Source organism: Nostoc sp. DedQUE12b, assembly GCF_034530835.1.
Lineage (GTDB): Bacteria > Cyanobacteriota > Cyanobacteriia > Cyanobacteriales > Nostocaceae > Nostoc.
The window spans coordinates 14,495-31,518 of sequence record NZ_JAVRCI010000047.1; the positions used below are offsets into that span (position 1 = coordinate 14,495).

Below are 17,024 nucleotides of genomic sequence, written 5' to 3' on the forward strand. Positions count from 1 at the left end.
AAAGAAATTATCAGCAGTCAACTATAACTCTACACCATGTTTCTTAGCAACTTCAGTCAATTTCTCATACTGATGTTGTGATGCTTGAGTTAATATCTCTTCAGCTTGTTCTTTAGTACTTCCCTCTTTAGGAATTAAATACTTGACATAAAGAGATACAAAATCAGCAGCGATCGCTAAACCGGATAAAGCGTGTTTGTCAGCTTCCTTACCAGCGATCGCAGCTACCAAACCGGCTTTAATTGGGTCTGGTTTAACTTTCATGAACTGCTCGACCAGTTTAGGAACGTAGTCTTCTGGTGGCAAATTATCTAACTTACTTCTATCAGGAGTAAAGTTACATTCTGCGGCTTGAGCTTGCTCTAAAACACACCATTCTATGTATTCTTGCAATGCTGCATCGGGAACGCGAGGAAGATAATTATGTAGCGCTAAATCAGACACAAGCTTACCGTGTAAATTGCTGTTTTATGCAAATGCATTAACGCAAGCCTAACGCACTGTTTCTATAAGTTTTAGTGTGTTAGGCTACGAGTTTTGAATATAAGACATTGGGAATATGGCATTAGGCATAGGTTAGTTATCACTCATTTTCCCCACTCCTCACTTCTCGGTTAAAAGAGTTGGTGAGGCGATCGCATTTTTGGTGTTGTCTATTTGTGTAGATAAGGGCACACTATAAAACAGGTATAAATATATAGTTTTTTCATGAAACCTGCTTTACATAAAGGCCAATTAATTAGATGGAATGACAATCGTGGGTTTGGTTTCATACAACCGCATGATGGTAGTCAAGAAGTTTTTTTACACATTACGGCATTGAAAGACGTTAACCATCGTCCCCAAGTTGATGATTTCATTTGTTATCAGTTAACAGCTAGTAAAGATGGCAAAGTACGCGCTTGTAATGCTTATATCGAAGAAGTTCAATCAAAATCCTTATCTTCTGCCGCACGCAAGAAGTCTATATCCAAAACTGTAGACAAATCTTTATCATTAGCATTACAGACATTGCTTCTATCTTTACTACCTGGGCTGGGTTCAATTCATCTTGCAATAACAACTGGCAACCCAATTCCGCTAATCCTTTATCCTGTCATGAGTTTAATTACCTTTTTGCTATATGCCGACGATAAATCTCGTGCACAACAAGGAGGATGGAGAAGGCAAGAAAATACTTTACATCTGTGCGAATTTATGGGTGGTTGGTTAGGTGCATTTTTTGCCCAACAGAAGTTACGTCACAAAAGCAGCAAAGTTTCTTATCAAATTGTATTTTGGTTGATAGCAACTCTTCACATTGTATTTTGGTTGGATTGGCTATTTTTTGGTAAAGCATTGATAAATCTGTTTTTGGGTATTGTTTCTAGGGGATAAGTAAGTTTAGTCTGATTGTCATAATGATACAAAGGCGATGTCTACGACAGACTATTCGGCGTCGCTCAGTTAGATGTCTACTCCAGTAAGCTGTAAAGTAAGCCTTGTCGATGATTATGATATGAAAACTTTTACTGCGATCGCTGAAAGAGATTCTGATACTAAGTTCTATGTCGGCTATGTCCCTGGCTTTTCTGGAGCGCATTCTCAAGGTGAAACCTTGAATGAATTGCAGGAAAATTTGCCTGAAATTATTGAGATCCTTCTAGAGGATGAGGATCTGGTGTTCGAGACTGAGTTTGTAAGTACACAACAGATTGTGGTTTACTAGACTTAGACTATGAGTAATGTTTCTATTCTCAAAAATGCTGGAGTTGCAGTGAGGTCTTAACTAATGACTCTAATACTTGAAACTCAGAGGCTGTTGTTAAAACCAATTTTGGAGAGTGGGCTGAACACACTACACGCTATTCTCATTGACTCATACGTGAGAAAGTATCTGTGCGATGACAAAATTTTTCCATTGCAACAGGTTGAAGAAATGGTGATACAGAGCCAGAATAGTTTTGAAGAAAAAAAATTTGGTTTATGGTTTATTGAGACTAAAAATGAGCAAGAAACCATTGGCTTTGTTGGTTTATGGGATTTCTTTGATGAAGAACAGCCCCAATTAGTTTATGCTTTACTGCCTGAAGCAACCAAAAAAGGCTATGCTACCGAAGCTGCAACCAAGATGTTGGAGTATTGTTTTAACAAACTTAACTATCAGTATCTTTTAGCAAGCTGCGATCGCCCAAACCTTGAATCACAAAAAGTAACAGAAAGAATAGGTATGACAAAGGTGGAGGAAAAAATCGTGAATGGCAACCCCCTAGTATTTTTCAGAATTGAGAAATCGTAAGTAAAAATATTGTAAGTATTGATAAGTCACTGGTGCGTGGCGCATAACACAGCGTTGTAGCTGATTGCAATCTAGATTGTCTAGGTCAGTCTGTTGTTTAGAGATGAACGCAATGAGCAGCAGTGATCGCTGAAATAACAAATGTAGTCTCCGAAATAGCAAATGTAGTCTCCGAAATAGCAAATGTAGTCGCCGAAATAGCAAATGTAGTCGCCGAAATAGCAAATGTAGTCGCCGAAATAGCAAATGCGATCGCTGAAATAACAAATGCGAACGCCAAATCAACAAATGCGATCGCCGAATCAACAAATGTGTAAGCGTAGGCATTAAGATTTGGCTGCCCAAAGTAGAGAAATATCGTACTTATTAAACATCGAATCGGCACTCACAAGTGTCATTTCTTCTATCTGAGCCTGTGCAATCAACATTCTGTCAAAAGGATCTCGGTGATGCAAAGGCAATGCAGCCGCTTGTAAAGCATGAGAAGCTGTAATTTCTAGCGAGCGCATTGCCAACACCGTCATCCGACTAGAAATATAACTGTCTAGGGGATCTGCCAGTGGTAACTTGCCGATCGCAACTTTTATCCCCATTTCCCAAATGCTGGCAACTGAGAGCCGTAATTCATTCCTTTCATCGGCAATATGGGCGATAGCCGCTTCATTCAAAAGCTCTGGTTGAGTAAACCACCATAACCAGCACTGTGTATCTAGCAAGAGTTTCACTCCTCACCGCCCTCAAATGCTGCCAAAATTTCTTCTGGTAAAGGGACATTGAAATCATCCGGCACTACAAAACGTCCTTTATCTTGCCCTAAACTATTGAGTCGATTTGATGAGGTGCGAAACGGAACCAACTTGGCGATCGGAATGCCTCGGTTGGAAATAATGATTTCTTCTCCAAGTTCTACGCGCGACAACAGCTTTGAGAGATTCGTTTTAGCTTGATGAATATTTACGGTTTCCATAAGATTAAACTAAGTCTGTAAACTAAGTTTAGTTTTTTTGGCACAGTGATGCAAGAGCGATATATACGATGGGCTACGTCTACGCAACTATTTTTGCGTAAAGCGATCACAAAGAATCGTGATCTAAGGTTTTGTATACGTAGCTTTTAATTTGCAGATTGGGAATACTGAACTTGATACAAATAAATAGTATTTAAACAACACAATGAAAATAGTTCGTCGCTTTTTTGGATGGTTTTTTCTTATAATCGGAGCATTTGGACTTTTTCAGCAACTCATTACAGGACTAGTTTTTTTATCTTGGGGAGTACTTTTACTACCTTCCACAAATAAATTGGCAGCAAAATCAGGTTTACAGTTAAATTTGTGGAAGCGGATTAGTATCGTTTTTATTGGTATTGTGCTAATTAGTTCACATAAGGTACATTTACAATCGCCTCAATATGTAACACAGCAAGCAACGCCAGAACCTACTTCTCCCATCTCTGCTTTAAATCAACCGCCAAAATTAAATTCTCCAACAAAGTTAGAAACAGAGACACCTTTACCTAAATCTAAAGAAAGTAGTATTGGGGCTTTGGTGCAAAAAAAAGGACTTGATTTCTCCTATAAAACTGCTGGGAGAGTTGAGAAAAGTGATAAGTTGATCGTTGTTAATTATACTCGTGATTGGAAATGTGGTGTAGAAGCACTTGAAAGTACAGCGAGACAGGAATGGCAGACTGTGTTTGATTTATCTATAAAAACATGGACTGATAAAGTCAGAGAGTTGAATAACTGCTTAGGAAATGCAAATCAAACATGGATTGATTATTCAACAACACCAAGCCAGTTCAGCATAGAGCCTAATGGTAATGAAACAGTCATTAGGGCTGATGTTCAAGATACAGATGGGTCAATTATCCTTAAAGATTCGTTAGTGGTGCGGTACAAAGCAGAAGATGGGGTTTCTCTCAATACTTCTCTAACGACTTCTGAATCATCCCTGACTTCGACTACTTCTTCACAAACATCTGAAGAAGGGGTTCTTTTTGCTAAAGATTCTGAAGCTCAAATTAACGTGCGTACTGGAGCAGGTATAAATTTTAAGAGCCGTCACTATGGATTAGTTGGTGATAAAGTCACGATTATAAATTCTGTTCGCGGTCAAGATAGCTATATTTGGTATCAAATCAAGTTTCCAATCTCAGGCGCTGATGGATGGGTTCGCAGTGACTTCATTCAAGTCATGCCAATCCAACATTAAACTATATTAAATTATACAAATAGTGTAGACGCACCAGCAGCTTACCGTGTACCGCAAAGAAAGAAATAGTATTAATAGTTAGTTTTTTAGACAGACTATACTTACGCTGATAGGAAGCAATTGAGTCAAGTGTATGACCGATCCAGTAAGCTGTAAGTGAGCCTAGTTGGAGAAATGGAGTGCGAAACATGACACTCACTGAGCTACTTCCTGCTGTCCGCAAACTGTCTGTATCAGAAAAAATTAAGCTAATCCGCATTTTGGCGGAAGAATTGGATACTAACGAAGATATTTCGCCTCTAGAACCTTTTAAAACCTGTGATTTGCCTACACCTTACAATTCATTTGGTGCAGGTGAAGTTCTTATGCAGGCATTGAAACAGACAGATAAAATGTGACCAGATGCGATTCAAATATTTGACTACTGATACTTCTCAAAATGAGTTTGACAGTTTGCTACGGATTCCACTGCGTCTTTGTCTAGATGATAGAGCGGTTGAAGCTCTTGCACTGGTGGACAGTGGTGCAACTGTAAATGTTCTACGAGATATTGTGATAATAGTAAGCTAATGATGTTTTTACCAGAAGGTAAGGTGATTATGGCAATCACATTAGATAAAGCTGCATCTGGGAATATGACTCTTGAGGAGTTCTTTAATTATGACGATGGTACAGATGCAATGTATGAGTTTGAAGATGGAGAATTGCTTCTGATGACGGCCGAGAGTGAGATAAATCGACGAATTGCCATGTTTATCCTTGTCTGCTTTGTGCAACTGGGTATTCCTGCTTATCGGCTGTCGATGAAAACGGAAATTATGACTACTGGTTCACGGGTGCGCGTTCCTGATTTAGTGGTGTTTTCTGAGGAGTTGGCGACGGCGATGGAGGGGGCTAAACGATCTACGGTAATGCCAGAGATGCCACCGCCGTTATTAGTGGTTGAAGTGGTGAGTCCAAATCAGAGTAGTCGTGATTATCGCTATAAGCGATCTGAGTATGCAGCACGGGGTATTGTTGAGTATTGGATTGTTGATCCGATACAACAGCGAGTAACAGTTCTGGAATGGGTAGAGGGTTTTTATGAGGAGAAGGTGTATCTAGGAGATAGTGCGATCGCTTCGCTTGTATTTGCTGATCTAAAGTTGACTGCTGTTCAAGTTTTGCAGTGCCATTAACGACGACTAAATGAGTCTTGAACAGCTACAAGAAAGGATGAATTGAAGAAACGGTGATAGAAAGCCAGAAGAATTTTGAGAATTAAGCAGTCCGAAAACGCGCTAACTCTTCACCAGTTTTCGCATCATGGGCATGAACTGTACACACCAAACATGAATCAAACGATCGCGCCACATGACCAACTTCCACCGGATCGCTAGAATCGTAAATGGGTGTGCCAATTAAAGCTTCTTCAATCGGCCCGCGAATTCCTTCACCATCACGAGGGCCGATATTCCAAGTACCAGGGGCGATGACTTGGTAATTCTTAATTTTACCGCCCTCTATTTCCACCCAGTGAGATAAGGAACCGCGCGCTGCTTCCGTTGCACCCCAACCGCGTCCATCTTTTTCTGTGGGTTTGATATACCAGGGATCGTTTAATTTAAATTCGCGCAAACAGTGTTCAGCTTGCCGATATAACTTGACAATTTCGTGAACTCGTGCTAGCTGACGCACATGAATACTAGCACCACCCATTCGTTTGAAAACATCGAGGATGAAGGGGTCGTAGTGTTGCCAAGATTCGCCATGTTTACCACCAGCTACTAATTGCCGCGCTAAAGGGCCAGTTTCCAAACGTCCGAAGTCTTTGTGAAGGACTGCACTCGACCAAGAGTAGGCGTTATCGAAGTCTTTGGTATTAATTGCAGTGGGTTTAGTGGTGCGATCGCTAGGGTGAATATCTGCTGTCCCTTCATCGTACCAAGAGTGAGTTGTATTCTCGCGGGTAAATGACTGATCCATTAAAACGTGAGTGTCTGCGAAGCTGTCGTACACTCCACTTTTCATAATCATCGCCGCATTTCGCCCTTCAATAGTCGGCTTTTGGTATTTATCTTCATGGGCTAAATATCCCCAAGTGACATATTTACCTACACCAGCGCCATATCTATCTAAACCGATATCTAAACCCATGCGCCAATAAAAACCTAAGTCGGAATCTCGATGATTGCGGTTTTCATCTAACCAGTCTCTAAAGTCATCATAAGTTTGGATTTGTTCGTAGCGTTCTAAAGAACAACCTAACCACACTGGTTCTAACCAATTGGTACGGAAGTATTCGAGAAGCGCCCAAGCACGGGTAATATCTGTAAGGGTGGGGGCGCACATTACACCACCAGGAACCATGTAGCTAGAATGAGGCCATTGTCCGCCTAAGAGTGCATAAATTTCTACAGGTTTAGCGGAAATTGTTATGCCTAGTTCATAAGATTTGCCTGTGAAAGCAGCAAAGCGTCTTACAGCTTCTTCATAAAAGCGACTATGGCGGTATTTTTTATTGGTTAAATCAATAGCAAAGAGTCCATAAAAGTAGCGGGGGATGCTTTGAATGGTTTCGACAATTTGACCGAGATTTCTCGCCAAAATCGCATTGCGAGGAACTTCTGTTTCCCAAGCTGTATCTAATGCCCAAGATGCACAGGTTAGGTGAGAACCGCCACAAATGCCGCAAATACGAGGTGTGACAATTAATCCAGCTTGGGGATCTTTACCGCGTAGGATAACTTCAAATCCGCGAAATAGTTCCGCGTGTGTCCAGGCGTTGACTACTCTGCCATGTTCAATATCAACTCGGACATCTAAATCACCTTCAACTCTACCGACAGGCGAAATGTCTAATGATTGAATTGTCATTTGTCATTTGTCCTTTGTCATTTGTTATTTGTCATTTGTTCTTTGTCCTTTGTCATTTGTCCTTTGTCATTTGTGAAAAACTAATGACTAATGACCAATGACCAATGACTGATGACCAATGACTAAACTGTAAAAAAGTCTTCTTCTGCCCAAGGTGGTGCTGCATCTTTTGCGACCATTGTGAGTAAGGCGTAGTCTTTTTTGTTCACTCCTGGCGGTAATTCTTTGGGAACTCCCATTACTGTTTGGGTTTTGAATACGGTTCCTGGTTTAAGGTCAAAGAAAGGAAATTCTGGTTCGGTGCAACCTAAACAAGGCATTCCAGCGCGGGTTTTGGAAGAGACGCGGTTCCATAAGATGCGGTTGCAGGAAGAATGAGTCATGGGCCCACGACAACCCAAGTCATAAAATAGGCAGCCTTTGCGCTGACCAAATTCGGCAGTCGAGGCTTTGTAGGCAAAGTGGACGTTACGGGTACAACCTGTTTGGGTATAAGTGTTGAAGAAGGTTTGAGGACGATTTAGTTCATCAAAAACAATGTCTGCTATGCGTCCAGTAGCGATCGCAACTAATATCTGCGTAATCCAGTCGGGATGGGCGGGACATCCAGGTATATTAATTACAGGTAATCCGGCTTGTGAGAGAAAGTCTTTACCTAAAAAGCCGCCTTCTTGACGTTTGAGAAATTGCAAACCTTCCGACTCACTGGGATTAGGTGACATGGCGGGAATTCCTCCCCATGTAGCACAGTCTCCCACGGCGACGATAAATTGAGCAACTTTGGCGAGGTCTGCTAACCAATCTTTCATGGCGCGATCGGCAAACCGATTCCATTCACCTGTGCCGTTGGGGGCGTTAACAACGCTGCCTTCAAATACCAAGATATCTAAAGGAATTGTGCCAGAAATACAATCCCGTAGCAGTGTTTGTAAGTTATTGCCTAGTTCTAATCCCAAAGATGGATGCCAAAGTAACTTGATGCCAAAATCAGCAATCAAATCGCAGACTGTCGGTTCTTCGGCGTTGAGAAATGACATGGTGTTACCTGAACAAGCACCACCCTGTAGCCATAGTACGTTAGTCATCGGCTATGCGTTTTTCTATTGTTTCCCATGCATGATGTAGGTGATAATGCTTGTAAAGTCTCACCTGCTTATCAATATTTATTTTTTTATCTTAAGATATTTTTTTATTTAATTCACTTTCATTAAAAAAGAATTAATCATTAACAATATATTAAATAGTCTCAATATTATTTTCAATAGCTTTCTCTGTTACATACAACACATTCTATAAATGCAAAATAGTAAAAATAAGCACTGCATCTTATTTTTAAATCTTGAGGTTAAACAAACTCAATATGCTTAATTTCTCGCTATCAAAACTCTATAATCATTAATAATTAGTGTCAACTGTCAATTAGTATAAGGTAATGAATATTTTCAGTCTTCAGATTTTCATGTAATAAATGAGCCAAAAATAGGGGCACTAAACTTTGCGCCCCGTCAACTATATATCAGTTGTTTTAGTATTTTGGTTGTGCAGCTTGCCTAACAACTTCTTCGTCGAAGTCTAACGCTTGAGCTATCTGCTCAATACTGAAACCAAATGCTAATAAGTGCGGTATCACTTCTAACTTAGCTTCTTGTTTAGCTTCTTGCTTACCTTGTTTTTTACCTTCTTCAAAAACATCTTGGAAAAATCTAGTTTGCCTCAAGTCATTTAATTCAAACATTTTCCTATCTCCTCCTGGCTTAATCGCGGCAACTTGTAGATTAATATCGTCTCTATTAAAAGCACTGTTAATCCTTCGCGCACCCTATTGTTTTAGGATTTTGGCTGTATAGCTTGCCTAACAGCTTGTTCGTCCAAACCTAATGCTTGAGCTATCTGCTCAATACTTAAACCCAACGCTAATAACTGGGGTATCGCTTCTAACTTAGCTTCTTGTTTACCTTCTGCAAAAACATCTTGGTAAAATCTAGTTTGCTTTAATTCATTTAATCCAAACATTTTTCCTATCTCCTCCTGGCTCAATCGCGGTAACTTGTAGATTAATATCGTCTCTATTAATTGTATTATTTCTCTAATAGTAGTGACATCTGAAATTTGCTGTCGGGCACTGTTGACTATCTCTACAGCTTTTATTGTCGCAGTTGATTCGGGTTCGATGATGAGTTTAACTGTCTCTATACCAATTGATGATGCCTCAATTGAGCTTAATTCGTCGAGATAGACGCGAGTTACTCGTTGTGAGTTTAGTAATTCTGTATATCTTTCGGTATCTCCAGTATCAACGCTGCGGTTGGGGAAGATTACAACACCACGCCAATTGTTAGTTAATTCGGTTTTATCGAGATAGTTAAAGATTTCGGTAAATAAACGTGAGTATAATTTTTTATCTGGTTGAAACTGCACTTCGGCAAAATAAATCGGTAAGTCTGGCGTATTTGGAAGAAAGACACCATCGATTCTAAACGCCAGTTGCTTAACTTCTACTGAAGAAAATTGGTAAGCATTAGCTAGTTGGGGTGGTTGGTTAATCAGTTCAAAGAAAGTGCTGGGGATACTCTAAAAGATCCGATAAAAGATACTGTCTGTTTTCAAAGGAGCTTGTTTTACAGTTGATGAATATATTTTACACAACGACTAACCCGTGGTAACTATTTTGAGTACAATAAATATTATGTATGTCAACAATTCAATAAAAAATATTTAAATTGTATAAGACGATGATACAAAAAGCATTTAAAAAAAATTAGGTGTTTAAAACTGACATTAATATTAGCAATTTCCCCCTAGAATTTTAGAAATAGGGTGTTTTATAGTATTGTATTGAGCATGGCATAAGACATTGGCTATAGAGGATTAAGTTTTTTCCCTAGTTTCTAGTCTTTAATGTTAGCTCAAATAAAAAAGGGGAATTCCGCCTAAAGGACTCGAAGCCTGCGTAAATCAGTATGGCCCGTGATTAGATGCGTTTACGTATCTCAATCATTCGTGGGCGTTGACAGATTCAATTCCCAATTGGCTAGAGTACGGCAGAGTTATGAACCCCAGCATTACAGATTCGGCGGTGAAGGCTGCGGTAGCAGCTGTTGCATCGGAGTCAGCTTCAGCAGAGGAAAAAATCCAAATGCTGATTGAGATCGCACAGGGTTTTCAAAAAAAGCCCAAAGCTGCCCAAGACTTGCGGAATGCAGTTGGCTTATATTACCGGGCCTACGAGATGTGTGGTGAGGAGTATCCCCTACTGAAAGCTAGGGCCAAAGTGGGCATGGCGGGGACATTACAGGCAATACCGGACGCTGATTACCAACTGCTGATGCAAGCGAAAGCAGGTTATGAAGAAGCACTGCCAATTTTACAGGAATTAGCTTCACCAGAGGAAGTAGCAGAGACGCAGATGAATTTTGGGCTGGTGTTGCAGTCACTAGTGCCATTCAATTTGGCGCGGATAACTGACAGCATCCAGGCTTATCATGAGGCGTTGCGGGTGTTTACTTGGGAAGATTACCCCCAAGAATATGCGATTTTATATAACAATATTGCGATCGCTTACCTTTCTATGCCTCTAGCATCGGAACGAGAATACTTGCGTCAAGGGTTAGCTGTGCAATCATTTGAGGTAGCACTAAAGCATATTAATCTGATTGATCATCCTAGAGAATATGCGATGTTGCAAAACAACTTAGGTAACGCTTTGCAATATTTAGTGAGTTCCCATCCTGTAGAGAATAATTTAAGAGCGATCGCAGCTTATGACGAAGCGTTAAAAGTGCGTAACGCCAAAGATACACCCGTAGAGTACGCTAACACAATTTCCAACAAAGCCAACGCCCTATTCAACTTACCAGACGACCCTGAAAAACCAGAAGCTGGTAATCCTCAAAATCTTTTGCAAGCGCGTATTTACTACCAAGATGCTTTAGAAATATTTACGGAATACCAACAAATTGCACAAGCAGAGGTAGTAGTCCAAGCGCTACAAGATGTAGAAGCAGAAATAGGGAATAGCAAATAGGTTAGTTATTCTTTCTCCCCACTCCCTACTCCCCTAATTACTAACAATCAGGACAAAACAGCATGAGAGATATTTTTACCTACTCAAACGTGATAAATTTTATCACAAGTTTAGCAGATGGTGAATTGAACATAGCAACAGAAGTTTCGTGGCTAATCATAGCATTAATCTTGTCTATGGTCGGCGGTGCAATTGGTGGAATGCTGTTAGCAGGGAAAGATATAGGCTATCAATTTTCAGCAATGCTTGGTGCATTATTGGCCCCGGCGGGTGTAATTCCTGCCATTCTTTTAGGGCTTGCTACTTTAAGTTTATTGACAACTTATTAGGAGAAAACATGTTAGAGATAGGGTGGCTTTCTGCCAAGTTATTTTTTAAAGGAAAGCTAATACGCGACCCAATGTATTTTGCCAAGCAAACTACTACTGGTATTGCTATAGGTTTCTTACTGCTAGTGTTACTTGCACAAGCTCCAATTCCTTTCTACTACCCAATAATCTTATCTAGCTTAGTGACGGGCATGATTATGCCATTTCTCCTTAAGGACTTCAAAATGAAGTGATTGGTCATTGATGAATAGCCAATGACAAAAGACAAATGACCAATGACCAATGATAAATGACAAACCTTGAAGAATTAATTCAGGAAATTAATCGTTTTGAGGCAATTATATCCGAGTGGGATGAAAGCCAACGGTGTGTAGCAGTAGGTCTAAAAAGAGCAATCGAAGCTTTGCATAAAGCTGCATTGACTAATTTGATTAAAAGTCTAAAACAAGAATCAATGCCAGCTTTGCGTCATGCTGTTGCAGATGAGTTAGTGTATGCAGTGCTACTGTATCACGAGTTAGTAAAACCACCAAAACCATCACTAGCACAGCGAATTGAAACAGCCCTTGAAGAAGTTCGCCCAGGTTTAAAAAGCCATAATGGGGATGTAGAATTAGTGTCAATTAAGCCACCAGATACAGTAGAAGTTAGATTAATCGGAACTTGCAGCAGTTGTCCGACTTCTACTTTGACTTTATCTCAGGGAGTAGAACAGGCAATAAAAAACCATTGTCCTGAAATTACAAAAGTAGTTGCAGTCAATAATAGCCCTACTGTTAAGAACGCGAATTCTGGTTTAATCAGTCCATTTTCTGCAAAAATAACTTGTACTTGGATCAAAGTAGCAACGATTGATGAAGTTCCTGAGTTTAGCGTAATTGCAGTACAACTTGCTGGTACTTCACTAATTTTACATCGTCAAGGCGTTACAGTTAAATCTTACCGTAATGCTTGTACCCATCTAGGATCTCCCTTAGAAAAAGGTAAAGTTGAAAATGGTATCATTACCTGTCCTGCCCACGGATTCCAGTACAAATTGGAGACAGGTAAATGCTTAACCGTTCCTGATGTTTCGCTTCAGTCATATCCAGTCAAGGTTAAAGACGATAAAGTTTTTGTGAAACTACAAAAATGAGCATGCGAAGACAAGATTTCAGCAAATATACTTGGCGATTAGTCAATCACGGCTAATTTGCTTTTTCATTTCAGTAGTTCGCGCATTCGTTTTAATATTTTGTGCAAGTAAAATGTCCGAATGCTTTCTCAATATCTCTAAATTCATTCTCATTTGTGTAATTCAGGTATTGATTTTAGTGTTTTGAGAAAGTAAAAAGGCATATTACTTTCTCAAAAGGTCATTTGACTTACTCAAACCCCAGTTTGCTTACTCATTTTAGTGTTTTCCGCAAGCAAAATAAGCTTTTACTTATTCAAACTCCAGTTTGCTTACTCATTTTGGTGTTTTCCGCAAGCAAAAGGTCATTTGACTTACTCATTTTAGTGTTTTCCGCAAGTAAAATAAGCTTTTACTTTCTCAAACTCCAGTTTGCTTTCTCATTTCAGTAAATCGCGCACTCATGCCAAAGATTCGCTATGTAGCAAAAGTAACTAAAGGCTATCTTGATTTGTTTAAGCTTGATTAATACAGAAGTTGATTAGAGGTTTTAACTGAATTTGAAAAAAGCATAATGCAAAACCGTTACTATTGTTACATGCTAATCAACATTAATGTTTTTAAATAATTATCAGCCTCTATCTGCGGTTCATGGATATCCCAAACATAATTAGTTCCATATCACAATTACCGCTAGAAGCAATAGAAAATCCTCAATATTTACCTCTATCATCTCAAGGTGCGGAGGTAATTTTAGGCAATATTATTGAACCCGAACAATTAGTTATACCTGTAGCACCCAATGCCACAACAATGTTTGGGCCTCGTGGTGCTTGCTTGTTATCAGAAACTGGCCCATTATGGGTATCAGATACTGGACATCATCGATTATTAGGATGGCAAAATTTACCCACCAGAGATGGTGAATCGGCTGATTGGGTAATTGGACAACCTGACTTTTATCATGAAGGACAAAATGCTAAAACTAAACCGGGAAGGGCAACCTTAAGTGTACCAACAGGGATTTGTCCTTGCGGCGAAGGGTTAGCTGTAGCAGATGCTTGGAATCATCGGGTTTTGATTTGGAAGAACTTACCAGAAGATAATAATGTTCCAGCAGATTTGGTGTTAGGGCAAGTTGATTTTACCGATAATGAACCAAATCAAGGAAATCAAGCAGCATCTGCTAGTACAATGCACTGGCCTTATGGTATTTTTTATCATCAAGGGCAGCTATTTGTTGCCGATACTGGTAATCGAAGAGTATTAATCTGGCATCAATTACCAACAGAAAATGGTCAACCTGCTGATTTAGTTTTGGGACAACCAGATATGATATCTCGCAATGAAAACGGCGGTGCTTCTGCAACCGCAGCGAGTATGCGTTGGTGTCACGATATCACCCTTTGGGGAAAAAATTTGGTTGTCAGCGATGCAGGTAATCACCGAGTGATGATTTGGCAGGGAATCCCAACAGAAAACAATGTCCCTTGTGCAGTAGTTTTAGGACAAAAAAGCTTTGATTTTGTGGAAATGAATCAAGGAGTTTATTATCCTACTGCTAGTAGTTTGAGTATGCCTTATGGTGTGGGGGTGGCTGGAGATTGGTTAGTAGTTGCAGATACTGCTAATTCCCGGTTGTTAGGTTGGAGAAAGTCAGAATCAACTTTATCACTGCAAGGTGTAGTGGCAGATGGGTTAGGAGGACAAATAAATTTTCAAAGTAAAGGTGAAAATCGTAATTTCGGACTACCTAAACGAGATAGCTTAAATTGGTGTTACGGGATAAAAATTTGTGGCAATACAGCAGTGATAGCTGATTCTGGAAATAACCGAATTTTGCTGTGGCACTTTAACTATGCCGACTGAAGAAATTAGAGTTCGTGGTACTGTTCAAGGAGTAGGATTTCGACCTACTGTCTATCGTCTGGCGAAAGCCTGCGGTTTGGGTGGAGATGTTTGTAATGATGGCGAAGGTGTATTAATTAGGGTATCTGGTAGTAAAGAAGCAATCACAAAATTTGTTGCCAGATTGCAAACAGAATGTCCACCATTGGCAAGAATTAATCAACTAACTAGAACTCCTTATGAAAGTGAATTGAAATTTGATCATTTTGTGATTTCTAGTAGTGTCAATAATGCCATTAAAACAGAAATTACTCCTGATGCCGCCACTTGTTTGCAATGCCAACAAGAAATATTCGACCCCTTTAGCCGCTTTTATCGCTACCCCTTTACTAACTGTACTCATTGTGGCCCCCGCCTGAGTATTATTCGTGCGATTCCTTATGACAGATGCAATACCAGTATGTCTGCGTTTGCCATGTGTTCGGAATGTGGAAAGGAGTATCATGATGTCGAAAATCGCCGTTTTCACGCCCAACCTATAGCTTGTCATGTTTGCGGCCCCGCAGCTTGGTTAGAACGCGCCGATGGTAAATCGGTTACTGCTTCCATGTTTTCGATGTTGGATGATGTCGATGCTGTTTGTACCTTGTTACAAAAAGGTGAGATCGTGGCAATTAAGGGGTTAGGCGGTATTCATCTAGCTTGCGATGCAACACAGGAAAGCATTGTACAAAAACTGCGTCAGCGAAAAAAGCGCTATCATAAACCCTTTGCTTTAATGGCACGGGATGTTGAAATAATTAAACAATATTGTATTGTCAACGCCAAAGAAAAAGAATTATTAACAAGTTCTGCTGCACCAATTGTTTTATTACAAGCTTTAGGTACAAAACAATTAGCATCGTCAGTAGCATCAGGGCAAAATACCCTTGGTTTTATGCTACCTTATACGCCGTTGCATCATTTAATTATGCGGCGGATGAATCGCCCAATTGTTTTAACAAGTGGCAATCTGACTGATGAACCACAATGTCTTAATAATGAAGAAGCAAGGGAAAAATTAGGGAAAATTGCTGATTATTTTCTCTTTCACAATCGAGAGATTATTAATCGGGTAGATGATTCGGTTGTGCGTGTTCTTGGTGATAAAGTTCAAACAATTCGCCGTGCCAGAGGATATGCACCAGCATCAATTAGTTTACCACCGGGATTTCAGAAAGTACCGCAAATTTTAGCAATGGGCAGTGAGTTAAAAAATACCTTTTGCTTATTGCGTGAAGGAAAAGCAATTCTCTCTCAACATCTAGGAGATTTAGAAAATGCTGCGGCTTTTAATGCTTACCAAGAAAATTTAAATTTATACTTAAATCTATTTGAGCATCAACTAGAAATAATTGCCATTGATAAACATCCTGAATATCTCTCAAGCAAACTTGGTAAAGAACTTGCAGGCATAAATCAAATCAAACTTTATCCAGTTCAACATCATCACGCCCATATCGCCGCTTGCATGGCGGAAAATGGGATTCCTTTAGATTCACCTCCAATATTAGGTATTGCTTTAGATGGTTTGGGTTACGGCAATGATGGCACACTTTGGGGTGGAGAATTTCTTTTAGCAAATTACCGAAAATTTCAACGACTAGCAACATTTAAACCAGTAGCAATGATTGGTGGTGAACAAGCTATTTATCAGCCTTGGCGTAATACTTATGCTCAATTATTAGCTGCTAATCTTTGGAATGATTGCGAACAAAAGTATACTGACTTAGAAATATTTAATTTTTTGAAAAACAAGCCACTTAAGCTACTAAATCAACTTATAGAAAAAAGGATTAACTCTCCTCCAGCTTCATCAGTGGGGCGATTGTTCGATGCAGTGGCGGCGGCTATCGGTATTTATAGAGAAGAATGTAGCTATGAAGGACAAGCTGCGATCGCAATGGAAGCTATAGTAGATGTTAGCAGCTTAAATAATGATAAAGAAACGCTAATCTACCCTTTTAATTTTGGCTTTTTAGATAGTATTTACTGTATAGACCCGCGTCCAATGTGGCAAGCCTTGCTAAATGACTTACAGCAGCAGATTCCCCAGCCAGTTATAGCTGCCAAATTCCACCAAGGTTTAGCAAATGCAATTGTGGAAATGGTTAAGCATCTTAGTCAAGAGAATCTGATTAATCAGGTAGCTTTAACAGGAGGAGTATTTCAAAATTGTATATTGTTAGAACAAGTTACCAAAAGATTACAAACATTGGGAATAAAAGTACTTACTCACAGCTTAGTTCCAGCTAATGACGGCGGCTTATCTTTAGGACAAGCAGTGATAGCAGCCGCTCAATTAATACATGAGCATTGAGAT

General features: G+C 39.7%; 21 protein-coding genes. 14 read left to right on the plus strand and 7 right to left on the minus strand.

The window, feature by feature from the left end; all coding sequences use genetic code 11:
• Positions 1 to 21 precede the first annotated feature (21 nt).
• Positions 22 to 444: a hypothetical protein gene (locus tag RMY16_RS21370; RefSeq protein WP_322667916.1), complete on the minus strand. Its 423-nt coding sequence runs from the start codon at positions 442 to 444 to the stop codon at positions 22 to 24.
• A gap of 264 nt (positions 445 to 708) precedes the next feature.
• On the opposite strand from RMY16_RS21370, the gene RMY16_RS21375 reads away from it, so the two are divergent.
• From RMY16_RS21375 to RMY16_RS21390, 4 genes are all read left to right on the plus strand, one after another.
• Entirely contained in the window at positions 709 to 1,377 is a 669-nt protein-coding gene (locus tag RMY16_RS21375) for a DUF1294 domain-containing protein (RefSeq protein ID WP_322738066.1), read from the plus strand.
• A gap of 121 nt (positions 1,378 to 1,498) precedes the next feature.
• Positions 1,499 to 1,708, plus strand: a complete 210-nt coding sequence (locus RMY16_RS21380; protein WP_322738067.1) for a type II toxin-antitoxin system HicB family antitoxin — start codon at positions 1,499 to 1,501, stop codon at positions 1,706 to 1,708.
• A gap of 63 nt (positions 1,709 to 1,771) precedes the next feature.
• Positions 1,772 to 2,278: a GNAT family N-acetyltransferase gene (locus tag RMY16_RS21385; protein ID WP_322738068.1), complete on the plus strand. Its 507-nt coding sequence runs from the start codon at positions 1,772 to 1,774 to the stop codon at positions 2,276 to 2,278.
• 122 nt (positions 2,279 to 2,400) lie between these two features.
• Positions 2,401 to 2,595, plus strand: coding sequence for a hypothetical protein (locus tag RMY16_RS21390; protein WP_322738069.1), 195 nt, complete (start codon positions 2,401 to 2,403; stop codon positions 2,593 to 2,595).
• A 9-nt stretch (positions 2,596 to 2,604) separates the two neighbouring features.
• Here RMY16_RS21390 and RMY16_RS21395 read toward each other — a convergent pair whose 3' ends face one another.
• A complete protein-coding gene (locus RMY16_RS21395; RefSeq protein ID WP_322738070.1) occupies positions 2,605 to 3,003 on the minus strand; it encodes a type II toxin-antitoxin system VapC family toxin in 399 nt (132 codons plus the stop codon).
• A complete protein-coding gene (locus tag RMY16_RS21400) occupies positions 3,000 to 3,245 on the minus strand; it encodes a type II toxin-antitoxin system Phd/YefM family antitoxin (protein ID WP_322738071.1) in 246 nt (81 codons plus the stop codon). Before RMY16_RS21400 ends, RMY16_RS21395 begins: the two co-directional genes overlap by 4 nt.
• A gap of 205 nt (positions 3,246 to 3,450) precedes the next feature.
• Here RMY16_RS21400 and RMY16_RS21405 point away from each other — a divergent pair, with 205 nt between their 5' ends.
• From RMY16_RS21405 to RMY16_RS21420, 4 genes are all read left to right on the plus strand, one after another.
• Positions 3,451 to 4,491 (plus strand): SH3 domain-containing protein, encoded by a 1,041-nt coding sequence (locus RMY16_RS21405; RefSeq protein WP_322738072.1) that lies wholly within the window; start codon positions 3,451 to 3,453, stop codon positions 4,489 to 4,491.
• Between the two features lie 188 nt (positions 4,492 to 4,679).
• Entirely contained in the window at positions 4,680 to 4,889 is a 210-nt protein-coding gene (locus RMY16_RS21410; RefSeq protein WP_322738073.1) for a hypothetical protein, read from the plus strand.
• A 4-nt stretch (positions 4,890 to 4,893) separates the two neighbouring features.
• The gene (locus RMY16_RS21415) at positions 4,894 to 5,061 is read left to right on the plus strand and encodes a hypothetical protein (RefSeq protein WP_322738074.1); all 168 of its coding nucleotides are present in this window, start codon (positions 4,894 to 4,896) and stop codon (positions 5,059 to 5,061) included.
• On the plus strand, positions 5,061 to 5,669 hold the full coding sequence (locus RMY16_RS21420) for a Uma2 family endonuclease (RefSeq protein ID WP_416211688.1): 609 nt from the start codon (positions 5,061 to 5,063) through the stop codon (positions 5,667 to 5,669). The genes RMY16_RS21415 and RMY16_RS21420 overlap by 1 nt, the downstream gene beginning before the upstream one ends.
• An 82-nt stretch (positions 5,670 to 5,751) precedes the next feature.
• Here RMY16_RS21420 and RMY16_RS21425 read toward each other — a convergent pair whose 3' ends face one another.
• The 4 genes from RMY16_RS21425 to RMY16_RS21440 form a co-directional block, all read right to left on the minus strand.
• Positions 5,752 to 7,347 carry a nickel-dependent hydrogenase large subunit gene (locus RMY16_RS21425; protein ID WP_322738075.1) on the minus strand — a complete coding sequence of 532 codons (1,596 nt, stop codon included), beginning with the start codon at positions 7,345 to 7,347 and terminating at the stop codon, positions 5,752 to 5,754.
• Between the two features lie 122 nt (positions 7,348 to 7,469).
• Positions 7,470 to 8,432 (minus strand): hydrogenase small subunit, encoded by a 963-nt coding sequence (locus tag RMY16_RS21430; RefSeq protein WP_322667923.1) that lies wholly within the window; start codon positions 8,430 to 8,432, stop codon positions 7,470 to 7,472.
• 440 nt (positions 8,433 to 8,872) lie between these two features.
• Entirely contained in the window at positions 8,873 to 9,082 is a 210-nt protein-coding gene (locus tag RMY16_RS21435) for a hypothetical protein (RefSeq protein ID WP_322738076.1), read from the minus strand.
• Positions 9,083 to 9,174: 92 nt separating this feature from the next.
• Positions 9,175 to 9,915 carry an Rpn family recombination-promoting nuclease/putative transposase gene (locus RMY16_RS21440; protein WP_322738100.1) on the minus strand — a complete coding sequence of 247 codons (741 nt, stop codon included), beginning with the start codon at positions 9,913 to 9,915 and terminating at the stop codon, positions 9,175 to 9,177.
• 481 nt (positions 9,916 to 10,396) lie between these two features.
• Between RMY16_RS21440 and RMY16_RS21445 the strand changes: the two genes are divergently transcribed.
• The 6 genes from RMY16_RS21445 to hypF all read left to right on the plus strand — a co-directional run bounded on the left by RMY16_RS21445 (position 10,397) and on the right by hypF (position 17,021).
• Positions 10,397 to 11,371: a hypothetical protein gene (locus RMY16_RS21445; RefSeq protein WP_322738101.1), complete on the plus strand. Its 975-nt coding sequence runs from the start codon at positions 10,397 to 10,399 to the stop codon at positions 11,369 to 11,371.
• Between the two features lie 62 nt (positions 11,372 to 11,433).
• Positions 11,434 to 11,700 (plus strand): hypothetical protein, encoded by a 267-nt coding sequence (locus RMY16_RS21450; protein WP_322738077.1) that lies wholly within the window; start codon positions 11,434 to 11,436, stop codon positions 11,698 to 11,700.
• Between the two features lie 8 nt (positions 11,701 to 11,708).
• Complete coding sequence (locus tag RMY16_RS21455) at positions 11,709 to 11,933, plus strand: hypothetical protein (protein WP_322667928.1); 225 nt, start codon at positions 11,709 to 11,711, stop codon at positions 11,931 to 11,933.
• Between the two features lie 56 nt (positions 11,934 to 11,989).
• Complete coding sequence (locus RMY16_RS21460; protein WP_322738078.1) at positions 11,990 to 12,835, plus strand: NifU family protein; 846 nt, start codon at positions 11,990 to 11,992, stop codon at positions 12,833 to 12,835.
• A 630-nt stretch (positions 12,836 to 13,465) separates the two neighbouring features.
• A complete protein-coding gene (locus RMY16_RS21465; protein ID WP_322738079.1) occupies positions 13,466 to 14,683 on the plus strand; it encodes a hypothetical protein in 1,218 nt (405 codons plus the stop codon).
• Complete coding sequence (hypF, locus tag RMY16_RS21470; RefSeq protein ID WP_322738080.1) at positions 14,673 to 17,021, plus strand: carbamoyltransferase HypF; 2,349 nt, start codon at positions 14,673 to 14,675, stop codon at positions 17,019 to 17,021. Before RMY16_RS21465 ends, hypF begins: the two co-directional genes overlap by 11 nt.
• Positions 17,022 to 17,024: the final 3 nt, after the last annotated feature.